Raw genomic sequence first — 22157 nt, 5'->3', positions numbered from 1 at the left:
TTGCCATAGATCAATAACTTTAAAAGGGGAGTTGTTGTCATGAAAAATCTTCGCAAAGCATCATCCATTCTGCTCTGCCTGACGATTTCCGCCAGCCTGCTTGCAGCCTGCGGATCTTCTAAGGGAGACGGAGGAAGCGGATCCGCATCATCCGATAGTTCGGCGACCGTGGAGGGAGTCAAGAAGGAAGGCTTTCCGATCGTGGATAAGCCGCTCACGCTGAAAGTCATGTCCCAGGATGCTGGCGTGGCTGATTGGAACAAAATGCCCGTGCTGCAAGAGATGGAGAAATTGTCGGGCATCCATCTGGAATACCAGCTTTCGCCGATCGACAGCTTTGAAACGAAGAAGAATCTGATGTTCGCCAGCGGCGATCTGCCGGATATGCTGTATGCGGCTGACCTGAAGCCGTCGGAGCAGGTGACGTACGGAACCCAGGGCGTCCTGATTCCGCTCGAAAAGTACATCGATGAAGGCTATGCGCCGAACATCAAGAAAATTCTCGACGAGCATCCGGATGTACGCAAGTCGTTTACGACGCCTGACGGACATATGTATGCCCTGCCGTTTATCGATACGGCCGCCGTATGGTACCGCAGCCCGATGTGGTATAACGGCAAGTTCCTGAAGGCGCTGAACGTAACCGAGCTGCCGAAGACGACCGACGAGCTGTACACGCTGCTGAAACGCTTTAAGGATGAAGACCCGAACGGCAACGGCAAGAAGGATGAAATTCCGCTGACTTCGGTTAAGCTGGATGATTTGCGGATGTATTTCTTCGGATTCTGGGGCATGTATGACGAGAAGATTTACGCAGACAAGGACGGCAAGGTACACTACTCCCCTCAAGAAGAAGGCTACAAGGGTTACTTGACCTTCATGAACAAGCTGTGGAAGGAAGACTTACTGGATCACGAGACGTTCTCGCAGACGGCCGACCAGAAAAAGGCCAAAGGACAAAACAACCAGATCGGCCTGTTTAACGACTACTTCCCTTACTTCACGCTGGGCGGCGAGCCAAGCTCGGACAACCCGCTCATGACACCGGTTGCCAGCGAAATTGCGGGAACGCCGGTTTACGGCAAACATCCGGGCATGTCGGCTAACGGCACGTTTGCGATCACAAGCAAGGACCCGGCGCCGGAAGCGACGATGCGCTGGATCGACTATCTGTACAGCTATGAGGGTTCGACGCTGTTTAACCAAGGACCGGAAGGCGTGCTGTGGAAGTACAAAGACAAGGAAAACCACGTCAAAGAATGGCTGCCGGTACCGGGCGGCGGCGACCGCGAGGAATACCGCGGCAAAATTACGCCGAACTTCGGCATCCTGACGCCGGGCGTCAACGATCCGGAAGTGACCAAAGGCCTCAGATCTGAGTTCGACGACTGGATTGACAAGGAGAATGCGGAGAAGCTGACGCCAATCGGCAAATCGCCGTTCCCGAACGTCTATCTGACGAACGAACAGCAGAGCGAAGCGTCCGCCTTGATGTCTGACCTCGATACCTACGTGCAGCAGATGGAAGCGAAGTTCATTACCGGGCAGGAGCCGCTTTCCAACTGGGATAAATACGTGGCACAAGTGAAAAAGATGGGGTCTGACCGCATCGTGGAACTGTACCAAGCCGCATACGACCAGTGGAACACCGGCAAATAAGCCGATTCATACCAATTGCAAGGAGCCAACATATCCCGGCCGCGAGGCCGGGGGTTGGCTAATTGTCATTTAAGACGGGACGAGGCAACTTGCCCCCATCATCCATTTCAATTTTCCACTTATATAAATACATAAAAAACCGAAGCATTTCTGGAAGAAGGCCAATGAGGCGCTGCAGCTTGCGACCCAACGATTCCGTTTACGGGTTCGGCGCAGCCCTTGGTAACCGTTCGGAACCCAGAGGGTGCAGCGGGATCTAGGGATATGGAGGGAGATCCAGTGAGTTACCAAGATTCTGCTTTGAGCAGCGAGGCAAGAGCGGAGCATCTGCTCAGCCTCATGACGCTGGAGGAAAAGGTCGGGCAGCTTGTGCAGCTGTTCGGCTGGAAAACGTACCGGCGGGAGGAAAAAGGCGTCGCGCTGGACGAAGCGTTCAAGGAGGCAGTTGAGCGAGGCGGCATCGGTTCGCTGTACGGCGTGCTGCGCGCCGATCCGTGGACGGAAGTAACGCTGGCGACAGGACTGTCGCCAAAGGAAGGCGCGGAGACGATCAACGCGATCCAGCGGTACGCTACCCGGCACTCGCGCCTTGGCATCCCGATCCTGTTCGGGGAGGAATGCTCGCACGGTCATATGGCGATCGGGGCGACCGTGTTTCCGGTGCCGCTGACGCTGGCCAGCATGTGGAACCCGGAGCTGTATGAAGAGATCTGCCGGGCAATCGCCCTGGAGACGCGCAGCCAGGGCGGAGCGGCCACGTATTCCCCTGTGCTCGACGTCGTCCGGGACCCCCGGTGGGGGCGGACGGAGGAGACGTACGGGGAAGATCCGTGGATCGCTTCCGTGATGGCGGAAGCGGCAGTGCGGGGGCTGCAGGGCAAGCGGCTGGACGCCGACGACAGCGTCATTGCTACGCTGAAGCATTTTGCCGGCTACGGCAGCTCGGAAGGCGGACGCAACAGCGCGCCGGTTCATATGGGGCTGCGCGAGCTGCACGAGGTGGATCTTCGGCCGTTCAAGGCGGCGGTCCGGGCCGGTGCGAGATCGGTCATGACCGCGTATAACGAAATCGACGGCGTACCGTGCACCTCCGATAAATATCTGCTTACAGACCTGCTGCGCAAGGAGTGGGGCTTCGACGGATTCGTCATTACCGATTGCGGTGCCATCAACATGCTGGTGTGGGGGCATGACACGGCGGCCGACCCGCAGGAGGCGTCCGCCATGGCGGTGAACGCCGGCGTGGATATGGAAATGTCCGGCGACATGTTCCGCGCGCACCTGGCAGCGGCTGTGCAGAGCGGGCGCACCCGGATGCAGACACTGGACCAAGCGGTACTTCGCGTACTGAAGGCGAAGTTTGAACTGGGTCTGTTCGAGCAGCCTTACGTCGACCCGGAACGGGCAGCCCGCATCATCGGCAGCGAGGAGCACATCCGGCTCGCCCGCCAGGCGGCCGTCGAAGGCATCGTCCTGCTGAAGAATCAGAGAGACACGCTGCCGCTGTCCAAGGAGTCGGGGACGGTCGCGGTCATCGGCCCGAATGCCGACAACGTGTACAATCAGCTCGGCGACTATACCTCTCCGCAGCCGCGGGAGCAGGTGTCGACCGTGCTGGACGGCATCCGGGCCAAGCTGGCGCACGCGCCGGAGCGGGTACTGTACGCGCCGGGCTGCCGGGTCAAGGATGACAGCCGGGAAGGCTTCGACCTGGCGCTGAAGACGGCCGCCGCCGCGGACACGATCGTGCTCGTGCTCGGCGGGTCGAGCGCGCGCGATTTCGGCGAAGGCACGATCGACCTGCGCACGGGTGCGTCGGTCGTGACGGACCGCCCGCACAGTGACATGGACTGCGGCGAGGGCATCGACCGCTCCACGCTGGGCTTGTCCGGCGTGCAGCGGGAGCTGGCGGAGGAGCTGGCCAAGCTCGGGAAGCCGCTGGTCGTGGTGTACATCAACGGCCGGCCGGTCGCGGAGCCGTGGATCGACGAGCATGCCGACGCCATCCTGGAGGCATGGTACCCGGGACAGGAGGGCGGCCATGCGATCGCCGATATCGTATTCGGCGACGAGAACCCTTCCGGCCGGCTGACGGTCTCCGTTCCGAAGCATGTCGGCCAGCTGCCGGTCCGCTATAACAGCAAGCGTACGACCGGACGGCGCTACCTGGAGACGGATTTGGAGCCGGCTTATCCTTTCGGGTTCGGGCTCAGCTACACCGAGTTCGAGTATGGCCCGGTGACCGTCTCGCCGGCGGAAATCACGCCGGAAGGACGGGCGGAGGCTGCGGTAACGGTGACCAACACCGGCAGCCGGGCTGGAGCGGAAACGGTCCAACTGTACATCTCCGACAAGGTCAGTACGGTGACCCGACCGAAGAAGGAGCTAAAAGGCTTCGCTAAGATTTGGCTGCAGCCGGGTGAGACGAAGACGGTCACGTTCGGGATCGGGCACGAAGAACTGTCTTTCATTGACCGTGATCTGAATCCGGTCGTCGAAGCCGGCGAATTTGAAATTCAGATCGGCCGGCATGCCCAAGAAGTCCAGTCCGCTGTACTGACGGTCCGGGAACAAAAGTAAGGCCACGGAATACAAGCCCTTGATTTCTGGATGACCCGGCCCAAGCTCGCAGAAGTGCCGAGCCGGATCGCGTCGCGGCTGAACGGAAGCCGCCGGTTCCGGCTGAAGCTTCAGGCCGATGAAGGCGGGATCGCGCTGTATGGCCGGAATGCTGGCCGTTATCCGCTGGATATCGTGATCCACTGCCAATAACGCAGGACTTAATAAAGCAATCGGACGATGAAATAGTTGGGAGGTCTGGCAGCATGATGCTGCCGGGCCTTTTTTTGTGCCCGAGATCCCCGGTGTGTCCTTATGTATTTTTTTACAGATAAATATTGACAAAGGGGGCGGCCGAGAGTAAATTAAACAACGTATTAAACACTGTTTAAATTTGCTGCATGACAGGAGAGGGGGGGCAGGTGAAAGAACCGATGAAGGAAGACACCACAGGGCATACCTCAGGAACCGACACCAAACACGATATATTAAAAGCCACCGTCGAGCTGATTCGGGATGAAGGCATTGAGTGTGCCACCTTGCGCCGGATCGCGACCAAGGCGGACACCAACCTCGCGCTGGTCAATTATCACTTCGGCTCGAAGGAAAAGCTGATCACCCAGGCGATCCGTTCCCTCGTGCTGACGTTCGAGGACGTGTTTAACGCGCTGGAGGACGACACGATGCCGGCGAGGGAAAGGCTGAAGCAGTTCTTTTACCGCTATGTCCGCCATCTGCAGGAATACCCGGGGCTGGTGAGACAGATGATCGATCAGACCCGCGTTATTTTCGAGTCGCAGCATGAGTACTCGCATTATTGCAAGGTGATGAAGACCCGGCGGCTGATCGGGACGGTCCGGGAAATTACCGGTGAGGAAGACGACGATAACATCCGGAAGATGCTGATGCAGCTGTACGGGGCGATCTTTTTCCCGGTCATCATGAAGTCCTTTCTGGCCGAAGGCGACGAGGATATGGCCTCAACCATCCATATCGCGCCGCTTGAAGAGCAGATTGACACGTTGTTTGAGCACTATTTTCACCAATACAGCTAGAGTGGAACGGGAAACCAAACTATATATAGAAATGAGTGGAGAGATTTATGTCTAAAACCTTGGCGGGCAATCCCGCCGCAGAAGTTCCATTCTCGCTGAAAAAGATCATTCCGCCCATGCTGGCCATTATTGTCGGTATGATCATGGTCATTCTGGACAGCACCGTGGTCAACGTGGCGGTGCCGAACCTGGTGAGCTACTTTGACACCGACCTGAAGACCATTCAATGGGCGATTACCGGTTATACGTTGGCCCTTTCGGCAGTCATTCCGCTGGCCGGCTGGATGACCGACCGTTTCGGCTCCAAACAGGTTTTCATTGCCACCATCATTATGTTTGTCATCGGATCGGCGCTCTGCTCCATGGCGCCCTGCAGCAGATCCGCCAGTTTACGCCGCTGGAGACCGGCTTCATCCTGTTGCCGCAGGCGCTGGCTTCCGGGATCGGCATGCCGATCGGCGGGAAGTTCTTCGATAAATACGGCGCCCGTCCGGTGGCGATTATCGGCCTTCTCCTCATTTCGGCAGCGCTGTTCAGCCTGTCGCATATTACGGCCGACACGTCGCTGTGGAGTATCATGCCGCTGCTCTTCATGCTCGGATTCGGCATGGGCTTGTCGATGATGCCGCTCAATACCCACGTGCTGAACGCCGCACCGCGCAAGCTGGTGAACCGGGTGACGCCGCTGACCGCCGCTGCCCAGCAGGTCGTCGTGTCCTTTGCAGTCGCCGGCATGTCAGGCTACCTGATCAGCCGCACCACTGCTCACGCGAGCCGTGGAGGCAATCCGTTGAACGCGGCAGTGCAGGGTTTTGACGATGTGTTCTTCCTGGCCTCCTGCTTTGCGATCGTCGGCGTGGTGCTGTGCCTCATTCTGCGCAGACCGAAGCCGGCCGCCGCGGATGCCACAGACGGAAGCCAGCCGGATCCGTCGCTGATGATCAGCCACTGATCGGCAAATCTTCGAATACATGTCTATACGGGAACCCGGAATCCTTCTTGATGGAGAGAGGCCGGGTTCCCTCTTTTTTGGAAAAATTTGATGTTCACCCGTCGAATTCTGTCGTATCATGAAGCTATGGCCCTTTACGGGCACGGAGCGTGCTGCCATATCCCTTACTTACTTCTATACTTACGATAAAAAGGAGAAATCGATCATGTCTGAACGTTTTCATATCGTGGGGATTTCCGGAAGTCTCCGCAAGCATTCCCACAATACACAGCTGCTCCATAACGCGGCAGCGCTTCTGCCGGAGGATTTTCGCTTCACGCTTGCCGATATTTCCGTACTTCCTTTACCAATCAGGATTTGGAAAGTGAACTGCCGAAGCGGTGAAGCAGTTTGCCGAGCTGCTGCATTCGGGGAATGGCTTTTGATCAGCTCGCCGGAATATAACGGGCAGCTGTCAGGCGCGTTGAAGAATGCGCTGGATTGGGCTTCAAGACCGGCCCTTCAAACGCCGCTGGCCCAGAAACCGGTAGCGCTTATGGGCGCCACGCCGGGCATGGGTGGTACGGGCAGAGCCCAGGTTGGCATACGCTCGCTTTTGTTTGCGCTCAACATGGATTCGGTGAACCGGCCGGAATTTCTGCTCCCGCAATCGCATACCAAATTTGACGAGTCCGGTGCGCTGACGGACCCGATGGCCCAGCAGATTATGCAGCAGCTCGTGGACAATTTGGTCACCAAAATCAAGAAGCATGCCAACGAACAGTAAGTAAAGCCAGCCGGCCTTGCACGTTGATTGCAAGCAAGCTGATATCGGCCTATTCCCGGTAAGCCTTCCCGTTCAACGGAGCTTCGGGTTTCTACGCTGCGGTCAAGCATCGGGGACGGAATACTTAACAACGGGCCGCTGACAAAGGTCTGTCCAACAAGGGATATGGATGAATCGCTTCGTGCACGCCGTAGGGGCGTCCGCTTACAGGGCGGGAAAGGCTTCGGTACACGGGGAGCGCCGTGATGGTTGGAGCCTTTTGTTTTTTAGGAGTCGCTTGAAACCTGAACCCGGGCTTCTGCGTATTACCTAGTTATCCAGCATTTTGCGATGAACCTGTTTCAGCGGGCCGCCACATGGTAAATGAATGGGAGGGCATAGTTCTGCCCCGTTTGCTGCCTTAGCGGCAGAAGGTGAAGCTTCCTGCAGAATGCCGGATGGAATCATCGAGACTACTTTATAAGGAGAAGATGTAGAAGTGGAAAGTGACAGGTATGTGTTAAATTTGGTTTTGGTTGCATTACTGATCGGTTTGTCGGCCTTTTTCGTTGCGGTGGAGTTTGCCGTGATCCGTGTGCGGGGAAGCCGGGTCGATCAGCTGATCGCCGAAGGGCGCAAGGGCGCAAAGGCTGTGAAGAAGGTTATCGACAATCTGGACGGATATTTGTCCGCGTGCCAGCTCGGGATTACGATTACATCACTCTGTCTGGTTTCCTCGGGGAGCCGACTGTAGAGAAGATTNTTACCCCGGTGTTTGAGAAATGGCATATGCCTGAAGCGTTAGGCCATTTTCTGTCTCTGCTGATTGCCTTTACGGTCATTACGTACCTGCACGTCGTTATTGGCGAATTGGCGCCGAAAACAGTGGCCATCCGCAAAGCGGAGACCGTTGCCCTGCTGACGGCGACACCCATTATCTGGTTTAACAAAATCATGTACCCGTTCATTTGGCTGCTGAATGGATCGGCCAACCAGCTGGTCCGATTGTTTGGCGTAAAGCCCGCTTCCGAGCATGAGGAGGCCCACTCCGAGGAGGAGCTTCAGATTATTCTGAGCGAGAGCCATGAGAGTGGAAAAATCAACGATAACGAATTCGGTTATGTCAGCCGGATTTTCGCGTTCGACAACATGCTGGCTAAGGAAATTATGGTACCGCGTACGGACATGATCTGTTTGGACAAAGACAAGTCGCGGTCTGAAAATATGAAAATTATTAAAGAACAGCAGTACTCCAGATTTCCGCTTATCGACGGAAGCAAGGATAATGTTATCGGCATCATTAATACGAAGCAATTTTTCCTGGCGTATGAAGAAAACGAAGAGCTGGATGTGGCGAACCTGATCCATCCGGTGATGGCGGTATCCGAAGTGACACCGGTCAATGTGCTGCTGCAGCGGATGCAGAAGGAAGCGACGCACATGGCTATTCTAATCGATGAATACGGCGGAACTTCCGGTCTTGTCACGATCGAGGACATTATTGAAGAGATCGTCGGTGAAATTCGTGACGAGTTCGACAAGGACGAAGTCGAGGACATCCAGGAGATCGGCGAGCAGCATCTGATTGTGGACGGCAAAGTATCAATTTCAATGATCAATGATTATTTCTTTATGGATCTGGATACAAAGGAATGGGATACGATCGGCGGCTGGCTGTACAGCCAGATCAGCGAAATGGCCGAAGGCGAGACGTTCGTGTACGAAGGAACGGCCTTCACCCTGCTGGAGCGGGATCATAACCGCTACTGCCGCATCGAAATCAAGAAGATCAAGATGAGTGAGGAATAAATATGGACAATCCGGTGAATTGGGCAAGCCGTTTTAAGCGGTTTTTACTAAATAACAGATTTGTATTGTTTATGCTGGTGCTGCTGCTCCTGGGACTGAATATTCTGGTTCTCACCAAGATTTCATTCGTATTCGAGCCGGTGATCGTCCTGGTCAAAACCGTCGTGCTGCCGCTCATTCTCGCCGGAATTGCGTATTATTTGCTCAATCCGATTGTGGATTTTATGGAAAAGCGGAAGGTGAAGCGCCTGCACACCATTCTGCTGCTGTACGTCTTCATTATCGGCATGCTTGCCGCGCTTGTGACGCTGGTCATCCCGGTCATTCGGGAGCAGATCATGGATTTGGTGAACAATTTCCCGGGCTACGCCGAGGTTGCCCGCATCAAGGTCGAAGAGCTCATGGGAAGCAATCTGGTCAGCAATCTGCAGGAGACCGTGTCGTTCGATCCGCAGGAGCTGATGAAAACCGTCTCGGAGAAAGGCTCGGAATTTCTGAACCGCACCTGGACGGGGCTTGGCGGATTCGTGGGTGGGCTGATTGAAGTAGTTCTGGCCGTCGTGACACTGCCGTTTATTCTGTTCTACCTGCTGAAGGACGGCAAACGGCTGCCGGGTTACATTTTACACTTTGTGCCGACGCGGCTGCGCGGGGAAACCTCGCGGGTCATGAAAGAAATGAACCATCAGATCAGCTCTTATATCCGCGGGCAGATCATCGTCAGCTGCTGTATCGGGGTGCTGCTGTTTGTCGGGTATATCATTATCGGCTTGAAGTATTCGCTGATTCTGGCGATCATCGCTGCATGCACCAGCGTCGTCCCGTATCTGGGACCGGCGATCGCCATTACGCCGGCACTCATCGTTGCGGTCGTTACCTCGCCGATCATGCTGCTCAAGATGGTGATCGTCTGGACCGTCGTCCAGCTCATCGAAGGGAAGTTCATTTCCCCGCAAATTATGGGCAAGACGCTGAAAATTCATCCGATCACGATTATCTTCGTCATTTTGACGAGCGGCAACTTGTTTGGCGTCGTCGGCATTCTGCTTGCGGTGCCGGGATATGCCGTGCTGAAGGTCGTCGTATCCCATTTGTACCGCTGGTTTCGGGTACGCTCGGGGCTTTACGAGCCCGAACCCCCGCCGGCGGTTGCAGCGGGCGACCCCCGGGAGCCGTGATGGCGAGAGCCGCTATAGAGAAAATCAGGTTTTGCTTCAGATGACGTACGTCATAAGGCGTGGAACGACTTTGCTCCTAAATCTAAGAAATTGGCCGTCCCCCGGATGTATGGGTCCGAAGGGGGCGGCTTTTAATTTTTTGACCGCCCCATTGTAATTCGGGAGGGAGCATGTGATAATGGGTTGTTCGCCTTCCCGAAAGTGGGGGCGGCTGCATTTATGAGTAGCTTGGAGGGAACCAAAAGACGTGGAGCGGTATCCTTTTACGTATGATCCAAAGCGGCCTTTCGTCCAGCAAGCAGGCGAATGGGTCGTCGATGTGTTTTATGATGTGCTGCCGGAAGCGGGATTTGAAATCCGCGACGAGCAGATTTATATGGCTTTTCAGCTGGAGAAGGCTTTTGCCGAGAAGAAAACGATATTTGCCGAGGCGGGGGTCGGGACGGGCAAGACGCTGGTGTACTTGCTCTACTCCGTGTGCTACGCGCGGTATACCCGCAGACCCGCGGTGATCGCCTGCGCCGACGAATCGCTCATCGAGCAGCTGGTGAAGCCGGAGGGGGATATTGCGAAATTGGCCCGCCACCTTGGGCTTCACATTGATGCCCGGCTGGGCAAGTCGCCCGACCAGTACCTGTGCCTGCGCAAACTGGACGACGTCCGGCTGCGGGACGAAGAAGGGGTGCGCTGGGACGACTTGGCCGCCGGCCTGCCGGATTTCGTGTATTCTACCGCGCCGATGCAGTCCTTTCATGCTTACGGGGACCGGAAGGGATACCCGGAGTTAACCGATGAGGAATGGAGCCGGATTAACTGGGATCCGTTCCAGGACTGCTTCACCTGCGACCGCCGCCATCGCTGCGGCCAGACGCTGTCGCGGGATCACTACCGCCAGGCGGCGGACCTGATCATCTGCTCGCATGATTATTACATGGAGCATGTATGGACTTACGAGGGCCGGAAGCGGGAGGGGCAGCTGCCCCTGCTGCCGGAGCACTGCGCCGTCGTCTTCGACGAAGGGCATCTGCTCGAATCGGCCGCCATGAAGGCCCTCAGCTACAAAATGAAGCATGTCGTGTTTGAGGAACTCATCACGAGGCTGCTTCAGGGCGAGATCCGCGAATCGCTGGCGGTGCTGATCGACGAGGCGATCGTGCAGAGCGAAGCGATGTTCGCGGCGTTCGGCCGGCAGAGCCGCAGCGTGGCCGGCTCCGACCGGAAGGAAATCGTGCTGGACGGCGCGCTGCTCGCCGAGGTGCACCGGTTCCGCTCGCTCCTCACCTCGATCGAGGAGGAGCTCGTGTTTGAGAGCGAGCTGTACACGCTGAACGAGTACGAGCTCCGGATCGTAGAGGAGCACCTGGAAATGATGCAGAAGGCGCTCCATCTGTTCGAGCGCTCCGAGGCGCTAATCTGCTGGGCCGTCGACGGACCGGACGGGCTGACGCTGTCGATCATGCCGAGAACGGTCAAGGAGGTACTGCAGGAGCAGGTATTCGGCGCGAAGATGCCGATCGTGTTCTCCTCAGCTACCTTATCGGTTCGGGGGTCATTCGATTACGTGGCGGACAGCCTTGGCATTGAGAGTTTTCTCTCCTTCTCCGTACCGTCCCCGTACGATTACACGGATCAGATGAAAGTGCTGATCCCGGCGGACTCTAGGTCGACGGCCGATTTTAACGGAAAGCTGGAAGCCGCTGCCCGCCTTCTTCGCGAATCCGGGGGCCGGGCACTGATCCTGTTTAACGGCAGGGAGGAGCTGCGGCGGTTTAAGCAGGAGCTGGCCGCAGGCACGGTCGAGGTGCCCGACGTTCCGTTTTACTTCGAAGGGGACCAGGAGATCAGCCATCTGATCTCCGCCTTCCAGCGCGAGGAGACCAGCGTGTTGTGCGCGGTTAGCCTGTGGGAGGGACTGGACGTGCCCGGACCGGCGCTCTCGAACGTGATCGTCTGGTCGCTGCCGTTCCCGCCGCATGATCCGGTGTTTACGGCCAAGCGCAAAGAATCGGCAGCGCCATTCGAAGAAGTGGACATGCCGTATATGCTGCTTCGGCTCCGCCAGGGCATCGGCCGGCTGATCCGCTCCCGCGAGGACCGGGGCGTCGTCGCCATCTTGGGCGAAGAGCTTGCCGACAGCACGCCCGTACGGGAGCAAGTGCTGGCGGTGCTGCCCGAAGGCGTGACGCTGCAGGCGTTGTCTTAACCCGCCGAGTCTCAATTGGGTTCAAAGTCGCACAGGAAACGCCATTTGCCTCATGTTGTTGATCCCGTTAATTTTTCATGAGGTGAACCAACTGCCCATGTTTAAAAGCCAACCCTAGCCTATTTAGGAAGGGGTTGGCTTTTTTGCCCGTGTGCGAGCTGGTCATTCGGGATCGTTCACCGAACCGATAAACAACCAGGCCTTGGTCTGTGTATCCTCGATCGCCAGGAAGAACGGCCGGTTCACCGTCATTTCGTGGACTTTTACCGTCATAGAGCCGGAGTCTTCGCTGATGACCGTTGCCGCAGCAGCCTCGGTTCCCTTTTCGTTGACGTCGAGCACCATCCGGTGCAGAACCTTGGACAGGAAGAGGGGGCGAATGTCGGCCATATGGGAAAAATCGGCAGCATCCGGCTGAAAGGTCTGCTTCATGCCGAGCCGAATGAGCGGATCTTTCAAGTCGCTGCCGTACTCGGCCTTGAACCGGGGCAGCCCAAGCTGTACGTATGCCTCGTCAAAGGGCTGCTGCCACGGAGCAGGGTCTGCCCAGAGCTGCTGCTCCAATTGGTCCAGCGAAGAGCTGGCGGCGGGGAGGATGACCAGCATATCCATGCGGCCGTCTCCGTAAGGAAGGCGGACGGCCTGCCAATCGGGTGTCTCCTTGTACGGCAGCATGTTGGCGGTATGCATCATCGGCAGCGTCCGGACGCCGCCGTCAGCCAGCGTAAACGGTTCGTCTTTTGTGTATTCCGGATTAAACGGATCGGTCCATGATCCGTTGAAATAAATCGCGTTGGCAAGCACTGCAATGGTCGTTGGCGACAGCGGCTGCCCCAGCATTTTCTCGATTTTGCCCTCGGTTTCCTTGCTGATCCAGCGGTTGATCGTCTTCACGGACTTGTCGGAAACGAAATCAACTTCCTGAACCTCGGCCCCGTAGCTCTCCTTGCCTGCCTGGATAAAAGAGTCCTTGAACGGAACGCCCTGCTGATGCCAGATTGCATTGGCGATGTTCAGCCGGACACCGGAGTCTTCCCCTTCCAGCAGCCTGGCCAAAATCGCGTTTCCCTCGTTCATTTCGTTAAGCGGCATGTCCTTCAGCCCGAATACGGAGGCCATTTCGCGTGCCGTCGTGCCGGCGCTGCCGTTGTATGCGATGGACAGGGCCGTCCAGATGCTGTAGGGGGAGAGCAGGACATTGTCTCCGGCTTCCGCCTGCCCGGTTAGTTCGCGGTGGAGCTGCAGTCCCAGGCGGTTGTGGGCGGAGATGAGCGCAGGATCGATTTTGCCTGCCTCCTGCTTCCGGGCCGTTAGCGAGATCGGAGGAGTCGGATTGCTGCGTTGGTCCCGGCTGCCGTCTTGCTGCTTCGAGCATGCTGGTAATACCAGCAGGAGCAGGGCGAGCAGCAGCGGCAGCGTTTTGGTCTTTGGCATGGATGGTTAGCCTCCTTATCGGTGGAATCAGGTGTGAAGACCAGGGTGATTTTCGCGTCGAGGAGAAAATGGTACTCTTTCGTATTCCTTATGTTGCAACCTTTGCGCTAAAAAGTGGAAAAATCGACGTTACCTACCAGACGTTTCCGGGCTGGCGGAAGTTGCGCCCAAAGCCCATTTCATGATGGAAGCGGTGCCACTTCCCGGAATTTGATTCACGCATCTCGGGAACGGTATAATGAGAATGCTTTGAAGTCAATCTAACTGACCAATTTATTCCTTAAAGACAGCAAGGAGTTGTACAACCATGTCCAAAACGTTCCCATATAATCAAGATTTGGCTTCCCTGTTATCGCTCTCCTTCAGCGCGATGAACCAGGAGCTCCATAACCGCCTGAAGGAGGCGGGGTTCGGCGATGTGCGGCCGGCGCACAGCTTTTTGTTCCAGGGCTTGATGCCGGATGGGGCGACGGCCAAGACGCTCGTAGCGCACCTGGGCATATCGAAGCAGGCCGTCAGCCAAATGCTCGACTACCTGGAAGAGTGCGGCTATGTCGCACGCAAGCCCCACCCTTCCGACGGCCGGGGCAAGATGGTTGTCCTGACCGAACGCGGTTGGTCTCTGGTACGGACGAAAGAGAACATCTACAAAGAGATTGAGCAGCGCTGGGCCCGGATGATCGGAAGCGACCATATGAAGACGCTGCAGCAGGATTTGAAGCACATTATCGAAAACGTCAACGAAGAGGATCTACAGCACCCACTGCGCCCCGTATGGTAGGCAATGGCGAAGAGGGGAGCGGTGCTGCTGCTGTTGGTCATTCTTTGCGTGTATGAATATATCCGCACCGATACGCCGGATCAGAACCCTTATCTCATTACCGACTACAGCCGGCTTCATCCCGTTAAGGTTGACAGGGTGGTCAAAGGCAAGGAGGAGGAGCAGCTGGTCCGGCTGCTTCAGGAGGCAAAGGAGAAGCACCTTACCGTATCCATTGCGGGCCAGCGTCACAGTCAGGGAGGGCATACCTATTACAAGGACGGGATTGTCATCGATATGACCGATTACAACCGGGTCCTGTCGGTCGATCCGAATCAGCGGCAAATCCGTGTACAGGCCGGGGCCACATGGGAGCAGGTCCAGAAAGCCGTTAATCCGTACCATTTGTCCGTGAAGACGATGCAGTCGCAAAATATTTTTACCGTTGGCGGCTCCATTAGCGTAAATGCGCATGGACGCGACATCCGAAGCGGTTCCCTGATCGGCAGCGTGGATTCGTTTCGGCTGCTGACCGCAGACGGTCAAATCCGCAGCGTCAGCAGAGAAGAGAACCCGGAATTATTTCGGCTGGCGCTCGGCGGGTACGGCCTGTTCGGCATTATCCTGGATGTGACGCTGAATTTGACGGAAGATGAAGTTTACCGGATGGAGAATGAGGCGATAAAGGTTGAGGATTACAGCCGGTATTTTCAGGAGAATGTACTTGGCGATCCCGATGTGAGAATGCATATTGCTAGAATTTCAGTTGCCCCGGATCGCTTCTTGACGGACATGTATGCGATCAATTATACGGCAGATCCTGCGCTTGCACTGGAAGATTACGATAAGCTCCGGACCCGCGAGCAGGGCGTCATTCCGAGCAAAATTATGTTCAGTCTGAACCGGAGCAGCGATTGGGGAAAGAGCGCATTCTGGTCTTTGCAGAAGCTGTATTTTACCAAGCAGCAAAATAAGGCGATCAGCCGAAACAATGCCATGCGCTCCGAGAGCGAATTTATGGAATACGGCCAGCCCGGCGCGAATGATCTGCTGCAGGAGTATTTTATTCCGGTGGATCAGTTTGCGGATTTCGTTCACGGGATGAAAAATATCGTGCGCGATCACAAGCTTAATTTGCTGAATATTACCGTCCGTTATGTCCAGGAAGATCGCGAAGCCGTTCTCTCCTATGCCCAAGAAGACATGTTTGCCCTTGTATGCCTGTTTCACGTACCGTTATCGGAGCAAGGGCAGGCGCAAGTAAGGGAAGGAATTCGGGATCTGATCGATGAAGTGGAGTATGAGGGTGGAACCTATTATCTGCCTTATGCGGCATACCCTACGGTCGAGCAGTTTAGACAGGCCTATCCGGAGTACGACGATTTTTTTCGGAAAAAGGATGAGTACGATCCACAGCATCTTTTTATGAACTATTTTTATGAACAATACAAAGGGGAGTAGGCCATGAACATGAGGTGGCTGATCCGATCCCAAAGCATGGTGACGCTTGCTTCCGGCATGATTTATCCTTATTATCTTTTGTTTCTGAAAAATCTGGGCAACAGCTATGCCAAATACGGACTGGCCTTTGCCGTGTTTACGATCAGCTCCGCGGCATTCTCCCAATGGCTGGCCCCAAGGATCGACCACAGCGGACACCGGGTGCTGCTCATCAGCTCCCTTGGCATGATGCTGGCGATGCTGGCATTCCCCTGGGTCGAATCTTATGCGTGGGTACTGTTTCTCCAACTGGTCATGGGGTGCTGCAGTGCGATGCAAAAGATGAGCGAACGCCTGCTGCTTGCCGATCATACAGTCCAAGGGGAGCGGGGGCCCGTGATTGGTTCCTATCATTTCTGGACCTCAGCCGCATCCGGCTTCGCCGTCATTCTCGGCGGTTACCTGATCGACTGGCTGACGATCGACGCCTTATTTTATGCCAGTGCCGTCATGTATGGAATCAGTGCCTGGGCAGTTTGGAAAATGCGAAAGCCATGATGCTCAACCCAGCAAATGCGTCATGGCAATCATGGAGAGCAGGCCGAAAATAAAAGAAAAGGTCGAAGCCCGCTCGTTGCCGTCCCCGTGGCTCTCCGGGATGAGCTCCTTGTATACGACGAACAGCATGGCTCCGGCGGCAAAAGCCAATCCGTACGGGACGATACCGGCGAAGGAAGCGGTAAATTTCAGCCCGGCCCAGCAGGAGAGGAACTCCAGCCCGCCCGTAAGCGCGGCGAGAAGAAAGGCGTACCGCCTTCGCATGCCGTGCGTAACGAGGTAGAGCGCGGTCAGAAAGCCTTCGGGGATGTTTTGCAGGCCGATGCTCAGCGCCACGATCGTCCCCAGCTCCTGGTTGGGACTGCCGTAGCTGACGCCGACCGACAGCCCTTCGGGTAAATTGTGCAGCGCCATGGCTGACAGAAACATCCAGGATCCCGTCTGCGTGCTGTCGCTCCGCTTGATATCATGGGCCGGGTCCGTGTGTGGAATGAGCAGCTCCATCAGGGTCAAGGTCACCGTACCAAGGAGGATACCGATCGTCAGCACCCACAGGTTTGACAGCTTGAGGGAAGACGGGATCAGCCCGTACGTTGAGGAGGCGACCATGATACCTGCCGTGAAAGCGAGCAGGCTGTCTCTGCCCCGGTGGCTAATATTCGAAAACAGCAGAGCGGGAAGGGCTCCCGCCGCCGTACATAGGGAAGTCACGAGGCTTCCCAGAATCATTGCGTTCACGTAGGCCTCCTGCTGCCAGCGGCTGAGATGCTTTGGTTTCTCCCGAGTTTATTCCGGTGAACCTCCGCAGCCGTCGGGCTTGTTCTTGTTTAATTTACAATATGAACAAGCCTGCTGAAGCATGACCTGGACAGGAGATTTATGCGCGGTCAAACAAAGAACCGTCCACCCTCAGGGGCGAACGGTTCTTTGTTGCATCATGATGTGCTGCGCCGTACAAGCGTACGGCTTCGCACTGGTTTATTTCTCAGTAATCGTGACGCCGTCGATCGTAACTTTCTCGGTCGGGGTGCTTTCCTCGCCGCTAGGTCCGACGGTGACCGGTGTTTTGGCGATCTTCATCACGACATCCATACCCTTTGTGACTTTACCGAAAATGGTGTAGTTCGGCTGTTGGTTCAGATAATCGCTGTCCGCACCGGTACAGATAAAGAACTGGCTGCCGTTTGTATCCGGTCCGGCGTTTGCCATGGCGACGATGCCCGACTCGTATTTATAGTTCGTTTTCTCATCTTCGAAAGAGTATCCCGGTCCGCCGGAGCCTGTTCCGGTCGGGTCACCGGTCTGTACCATGAACGTTTCGATGATCCGGTGGAAAATGACCCCGTTGTAAAAGCCTTCCTTGGACAGGAACACGAAGTTGTTGACCGTCTTCGGCGCGTCCTTGGCGAACAGCTCAATCGTAAACGTGCCTTTGGACGTTTTGACTTCTGCCTCGTACTTTTTGTTCTGGTCGATCTGCATGGCAGGCGGGCTTGTCCAGCTCTTCTGCTGCTGACCGGAAGCCGAGGTCGAGCTGTCCGTGGAGGAATCCGATCCTGTCGTGCCGGACGATGACGAATTGCCGGAAGTCTGGTCCGTCGTCTGCTCAGTAGCTTGTCCTCCGGATGTGTCCTTCGATGCGTCCTCGTCGCTGTTTTTCTTGCCGCATCCGCCAAGCGCAAGCGCCGCTGTCAGCACGAGCACGAGCGGAAGCGTGAATGTCTTCAGTTTCATGAAATTGAGGTTCACTCCTTTGTGCAATCTGGTTTAATCATAGCGATTTTTGCGGATAAAATCCACTTTGGCAGCAGCTTGATCACGTAAGGCTTTGCTGCATACGGAACATTCCATGAAACTTCGCGGCATGCTATGACGTTTATTACATATAACAACAGATCGCAGACTGGAAACGGAGGGAACGTGATGTTTGAAGAAGCCAACCGTCAGTTGACTAAGCTGAAAGAGGACATCCGGAACAAAACGAAGTATGAAAACCGGATGCAGGAACTGTCGCGGGAACTGAGAGAGCAGCAGGACGAAGCCGAGCGCTGGAAGCTCAGGCTGGCCGATGAGGAGAAGGACGTGGGGCGCTTGACGGGGACTTCGCTCTCCGGTTTGTTTTACAGCATGATCGGCCGGAAAGAGGAGAAGCTGGAGCGGGAGCAGCTGGAAGTGCTGGAGTTCAAGGCGAAATATGATATGGCTGCCCGCAGCGTAGTTGATATCCAAAACGAACTGCAGGAGCTGGAGCGGAAGTTCCAGGAGGTTCGTTACGCGGAGTTTGAATATGAGAAGATTCTGGACGGGAAAGAAAAAGTGATTTTACAGAACAACGCCGAGCTGGCGGCGCTCGCCGAAGAACAGGCCGACCTGTCGGTCCAGCTCAAGGAATTGAAAGAAGCGGTGCGTGCAGGCGAGGCCGTACTGGAGGATCTGGAGCGGGCGGATGATAGTTTGGGCTCGGCCGGGAATTGGGGAACCTACGACATGCTCGGCGGCGGCATGATCTCCACGCATATGAAGCACAGCCGCATTGACGAGGCGATGGAGCACATTGAATCAGCGCAGTTCAGCCTGCGCCGGTTCGGCAAAGAGCTGAAAGATGTGCAAATGGCGCTGGATATCGAAATCGGGATCGGGAGCTTTTTGAAATTTTCCGATTATTTCTTCGACGGCTTTATATCCGACTGGCTTGTGCAGGGGAGAATCCGGGATACCCAGGACGAGGTGCAGGAGAAAATATCCGAGGTGGAGCGGATTGTCCGCCGCTTGGAGGGGGAGTATTCACGCCTCGATACCCGGCTGGCGGATACGAAGCGGAAATACGAGTCGATCATTGAGTTGGCGGAGTAGCATTACGCGCTGTAAAAGAGCGCTATGTTGAATGAAACCTCATAAGCGCGTGAAAAGAAGCCGCCGGTCTCTGCTCGAAAGGAGCAAGCCGGGCGGCTTCTTATTTGACTAACGTATTAACCCTGGTATAAATGGCGCTGCCACATTTCCAACGTAGAAGTAAATGTGAAGCGCATCTATTTTGTTGCAGCCAATGGCCTGAATAGATCAACAGCGAACGCACCGCCAGCGCTAAAAGCTCTAAGGGGAAGGCTTCCACTCCACGCTCTGCAGCAGCTGATGCTTCATCAGCGCCAGCACGAAGTCCACGTAGTATTCCTTCCGTACGATCGCGCCGTACTCGTGATTTTTATAGACATAAAACAAGGCGTCGGTGTAGATATCATTGTCCTCGAAAAAGCGCCTGATCTGCTTGAGCCGAGCCAGATAAGGCTCTTCCTGCAGCAGCCGGATGCGGAACTCCGCGTCCTGCTCGTTGACGCTTTCCGTAATCTGAATGATGCTCGGGTCGTAACGATACTCCAGCATAAGTTGATCCTCCTTCGCACGTGTCAATTTGCGCTGTGCGCTGCTTCCAGGGGCTATCATGTCCTTGCCTGGAAGCATCAGTGCCACCAGCTCCCCCGTCTGCAGCAACACCACCGCCCCCACTGCCTTCAGCCGCTACATCAAATACCGAAGATACACGTATGCGCTGGCCAGAACGATGGACAGCAGCATCATCGGAAAACCGAGCTTCAGAAACTGGGCGAACTTGATCGGATATCCTTCCTTGGCAGCCATGCCGGCCACGATCAGGTTGGCGCTCGCACCGATCAGGGAGCCGTTGCCTCCCAGGCAGGCACCCAGGGCCAAGCTCCACCAGATCGGCTCCAAATTGCTGATGCCAAGGCTGCCCATGTCCTGGATCATCGGGATCATGGTCGCGACAAACGGAATGTTGTCGATAAAAGCGGACGCGATCGCGCTCATCCACAGGATGAGCATCGACGTTGCCGCGACGTCACCGCCGGTGAGATCGGTAGCCTTTTCCGCCAGGGTGGCGATGACCCCTGTTTCGATCAGGCCGGCCACCAGCACGAACAATCCCACGAAGAAAAAGATCGTTGGCCATTCGACCTTTGCAAAAGCCTCCTCCAGCATATGCTCGCCCGTCAGCAGAAGCAGCAGGAAAGCACCGGCGAGGGCGACGGTGGCCGACTCAAGGTGAACCAGCTGGTGAAGGAAGAAGCCGATGATCGTCAGACCCATTACCGTGAGGCATTTGATCAGGAGCTTGCGGTCGGTGAGCAGCTCTTTTTCATCCAGATCCATAATGCTCTGCATCAGCTCCGGCGTCGTCTTGATTTGTTTGCGGAACATGAGAATGAATAGCGGAATAAATACGGCGAGAATGATCACCGCAATGGGCGTCAAATTATTGATAAAGGCGACAAAGGTCAGCTCCTTCACCGCGCTGCCGATCATAATGTTAGGCGGGTCACCGATCAGGGTGGCGGTACCGCCGACGTTGGACGCCATGATCTGGGTGATCAGAAACGGCGTCGGGTTAACCCGCAGCTGCCGGGTGATGCTGAGTGTAACGGGCACCATAAGCAGAACGGTGGTCACGTTGTCGAGAAACGCCGATCCGATCGCGGTAATCAGAATCAGCGCGACCATGATGGCGACGGGCCGGCCCTTGGCCTTTTTCGCGGCCCATACGGCAATGAATTTGAATAATCCCGTCTCTGCTGTGATATTGACGATGATCATCATGCCGACGAGCAGGCCGAGCGTGTTGAAATCGATATGATGAATCGCGGATTCCTGGCTCACGATGCCGAATATGACCATGAGCGCACCGCCGATCATCGCCACGATCGTCCGGTGAATTTTTTCCGCGATAATAAATGCGTAAACAATGAGAAAAATACCAATAGCCAGTATTGCTTGCTGTTCCATAGCGTGCCTCCACTCCTGTATATGTGCGAATCCTGAATCATGCAGCCCGGGTTTGGTTTCTTTGAGTAAAGATTGCTATGCCGTATAGCGTATCCAGATCGCTTCATTTTTTACCGGGTTTCAAATTAACGTGTCTATCCTCCTTTAACCCAAGATGAAGGAGGAGTGCATGGCGGACCCGCACAACGAATGAGAGGGAAAAAAGACAAAAAGGAGCCCGCACATGGCAGGCTCCTCCAATTGAATTCTATTTGATTGAAATGTAAAAACTTGCTCTCATTCTGAAAGGTAAACCGGAAATCGGTTTACAATAATTATAAAGTGTTCGCGCGATCTTGTAAACAACCGTCGGATATCCGGCACAAAATGGAGCACGTAAGGAGCAGATTATGAACAAAAAATGGTGGAAAGAAGCCGTAGTGTATCAAATCTATCCGATCAGCTTCCTCGACACGAACGGTGACGGCAAGGGGGATCTGCTCGGCATTATATCGAGACTGGATTACTTGAAGGACCTGGGGGTGGACGTGATCTGGATCTGCCCGATCTACAAGTCCCCCAATCACGATAACGGATACGATATCAGCGACTACTGCGACATTATGGAGGAGTTCGGCACGATGGAGGAGTTTGACCGTCTGCTGAGGGAGGCGCACGCGCGCGGTCTCAAAATCATGATGGACCTCGTCCTGAACCATACCTCAGATGAGCATCCATGGTTTGTCGAGTCGCGGTCGAGCAAGGATAATCCGAAACGGGATTTTTATATATGGCGCAAAGGCAAAGACGGACATCCGCCGAACAACTGGGAGTCCTATTTCAGCGGCTCGGTCTGGGAATACGACGAGAAGACAGGCGAGTATTATCTCCATCTGTACTCCAAGCATCAGCCGGACTGAACTGGGAAAATCAGAAGGTGATCGACAGCATGCATGAAATGGTGGAATGGTGGCTCAAAAAGGGCGTGGACGGATTCCGGTTCGATGCAATCGCGCATATTGTCAAAGC

Annotated in this window: 18 protein-coding genes and 2 pseudogenes; 15 read left to right on the top strand and 5 right to left on the bottom strand. The window is 55.6% G+C overall.

Features of this window, described 5'->3' with window-relative positions; genetic code table 11:
* Positions 1 to 39 precede the first annotated feature (39 nt).
* From CPT76_RS21290 to CPT76_RS21255, 10 genes and pseudogenes are all read left to right on the top strand, one after another.
* Entirely contained in the window at positions 40 to 1659 is a 1620-nt protein-coding gene (locus tag CPT76_RS21290; RefSeq protein WP_105444387.1) for an extracellular solute-binding protein, read from the top strand.
* Positions 1660 to 1938: 279 nt separating this feature from the next.
* Positions 1939 to 4239 carry a glycoside hydrolase family 3 N-terminal domain-containing protein gene (locus tag CPT76_RS21285; RefSeq protein WP_374954701.1) on the top strand — a complete coding sequence of 767 codons (2301 nt, stop codon included), beginning with the start codon at positions 1939 to 1941 and terminating at the stop codon, positions 4237 to 4239.
* Between the two features lie 30 nt (positions 4240 to 4269).
* Positions 4270 to 4431, top strand: coding sequence for a hypothetical protein (locus tag CPT76_RS37650; RefSeq protein WP_181152983.1), 162 nt, complete (start codon positions 4270 to 4272; stop codon positions 4429 to 4431).
* A gap of 209 nt (positions 4432 to 4640) precedes the next feature.
* On the top strand, positions 4641 to 5273 hold the full coding sequence (locus tag CPT76_RS21280; RefSeq protein ID WP_181152982.1) for a TetR/AcrR family transcriptional regulator: 633 nt from the start codon (positions 4641 to 4643) through the stop codon (positions 5271 to 5273).
* Between the two features lie 47 nt (positions 5274 to 5320).
* A complete protein-coding gene (locus CPT76_RS42250; RefSeq protein ID WP_374954700.1) occupies positions 5321 to 5896 on the top strand; it encodes an MFS transporter in 576 nt (191 codons plus the stop codon).
* Positions 5851 to 6225, top strand: a complete 375-nt coding sequence (locus CPT76_RS42245; protein WP_374954699.1) for an MFS transporter — start codon at positions 5851 to 5853, stop codon at positions 6223 to 6225. Before CPT76_RS42250 ends, CPT76_RS42245 begins: the two co-directional genes overlap by 46 nt.
* Positions 6226 to 6430: 205 nt before the next feature.
* The gene (locus CPT76_RS21270) at positions 6431 to 6991 is read left to right on the top strand and encodes an NADPH-dependent FMN reductase (protein WP_258168720.1); all 561 of its coding nucleotides are present in this window, start codon (positions 6431 to 6433) and stop codon (positions 6989 to 6991) included.
* Positions 6992 to 7469: 478 nt separating this feature from the next.
* A pseudogene (locus CPT76_RS42510) lies at positions 7470 to 8779 on the top strand (hemolysin family protein).
* Positions 8780 to 8781: 2 nt separating this feature from the next.
* A complete protein-coding gene (locus tag CPT76_RS21260) occupies positions 8782 to 9957 on the top strand; it encodes an AI-2E family transporter (RefSeq protein ID WP_105444384.1) in 1176 nt (391 codons plus the stop codon).
* Positions 9958 to 10204: 247 nt separating this feature from the next.
* Positions 10205 to 12160, top strand: a complete 1956-nt coding sequence (locus CPT76_RS21255) for an ATP-dependent DNA helicase (protein ID WP_105444383.1) — start codon at positions 10205 to 10207, stop codon at positions 12158 to 12160.
* 162 nt (positions 12161 to 12322) lie between these two features.
* On the opposite strand, the gene CPT76_RS21250 is transcribed toward CPT76_RS21255, so the two are convergent.
* A complete protein-coding gene (locus CPT76_RS21250; RefSeq protein WP_105444382.1) occupies positions 12323 to 13594 on the bottom strand; it encodes a serpin family protein in 1272 nt (423 codons plus the stop codon).
* 307 nt (positions 13595 to 13901) lie between these two features.
* Between CPT76_RS21250 and CPT76_RS21240 the strand changes: the two genes are divergently transcribed.
* Genes CPT76_RS21240 through CPT76_RS21230 form a run of 3 tightly spaced genes read left to right on the top strand, consistent with a single transcriptional unit; the run spans position 13902 to position 16352 of the window.
* Positions 13902 to 14375 (top strand): MarR family winged helix-turn-helix transcriptional regulator, encoded by a 474-nt coding sequence (locus CPT76_RS21240; RefSeq protein WP_076175964.1) that lies wholly within the window; start codon positions 13902 to 13904, stop codon positions 14373 to 14375.
* Positions 14376 to 14396: 21 nt separating this feature from the next.
* Positions 14397 to 15815 carry an FAD-binding oxidoreductase gene (locus CPT76_RS21235; RefSeq protein WP_258168719.1) on the top strand — a complete coding sequence of 473 codons (1419 nt, stop codon included), beginning with the start codon at positions 14397 to 14399 and terminating at the stop codon, positions 15813 to 15815.
* Positions 15816 to 15818: 3 nt separating this feature from the next.
* On the top strand, positions 15819 to 16352 hold the full coding sequence (locus CPT76_RS21230; RefSeq protein WP_105444379.1) for an MFS transporter: 534 nt from the start codon (positions 15819 to 15821) through the stop codon (positions 16350 to 16352).
* A 3-nt stretch (positions 16353 to 16355) separates the two neighbouring features.
* On the opposite strand, the gene CPT76_RS21225 is transcribed toward CPT76_RS21230, so the two are convergent.
* Positions 16356 to 17090 (bottom strand): ZIP family metal transporter, encoded by a 735-nt coding sequence (locus CPT76_RS21225; protein WP_105444378.1) that lies wholly within the window; start codon positions 17088 to 17090, stop codon positions 16356 to 16358.
* A 240-nt stretch (positions 17091 to 17330) separates the two neighbouring features.
* Positions 17331 to 18086: a peptidylprolyl isomerase gene (locus CPT76_RS21220; protein ID WP_105444377.1), complete on the bottom strand. Its 756-nt coding sequence runs from the start codon at positions 18084 to 18086 to the stop codon at positions 17331 to 17333.
* Positions 18087 to 18275: 189 nt separating this feature from the next.
* Between CPT76_RS21220 and CPT76_RS21215 the strand changes: the two genes are divergently transcribed.
* Positions 18276 to 19205, top strand: coding sequence for a hypothetical protein (locus CPT76_RS21215; RefSeq protein ID WP_105444376.1), 930 nt, complete (start codon positions 18276 to 18278; stop codon positions 19203 to 19205).
* Between the two features lie 240 nt (positions 19206 to 19445).
* Here the strand turns inward: CPT76_RS21215 and CPT76_RS21210 are convergent, their stop codons facing one another.
* Together CPT76_RS21210 and CPT76_RS21205 are read right to left on the bottom strand one after the other, a co-directional pair.
* Positions 19446 to 19841 carry a hypothetical protein gene (locus CPT76_RS21210; RefSeq protein WP_105444375.1) on the bottom strand — a complete coding sequence of 132 codons (396 nt, stop codon included), beginning with the start codon at positions 19839 to 19841 and terminating at the stop codon, positions 19446 to 19448.
* Positions 19842 to 19868: 27 nt separating this feature from the next.
* Positions 19869 to 21149: an ArsB/NhaD family transporter gene (locus CPT76_RS21205; RefSeq protein ID WP_105444374.1), complete on the bottom strand. Its 1281-nt coding sequence runs from the start codon at positions 21147 to 21149 to the stop codon at positions 19869 to 19871.
* A 389-nt stretch (positions 21150 to 21538) separates the two neighbouring features.
* Here CPT76_RS21205 and CPT76_RS40250 point away from each other — a divergent pair.
* Positions 21539 to 22157 (top strand): annotated as a pseudogene (locus CPT76_RS40250) (alpha-amylase family glycosyl hydrolase); the annotation flags it as partial.

It is taken from the genome of Paenibacillus sp. AR247, from assembly GCF_002968895.1.
Classification (GTDB): Bacteria; Bacillota; Bacilli; order Paenibacillales; family Paenibacillaceae; genus Paenibacillus_AQ; species Paenibacillus_AQ favisporus.
This window is presented reverse-complemented; position numbering and strand designations above follow the sequence as displayed.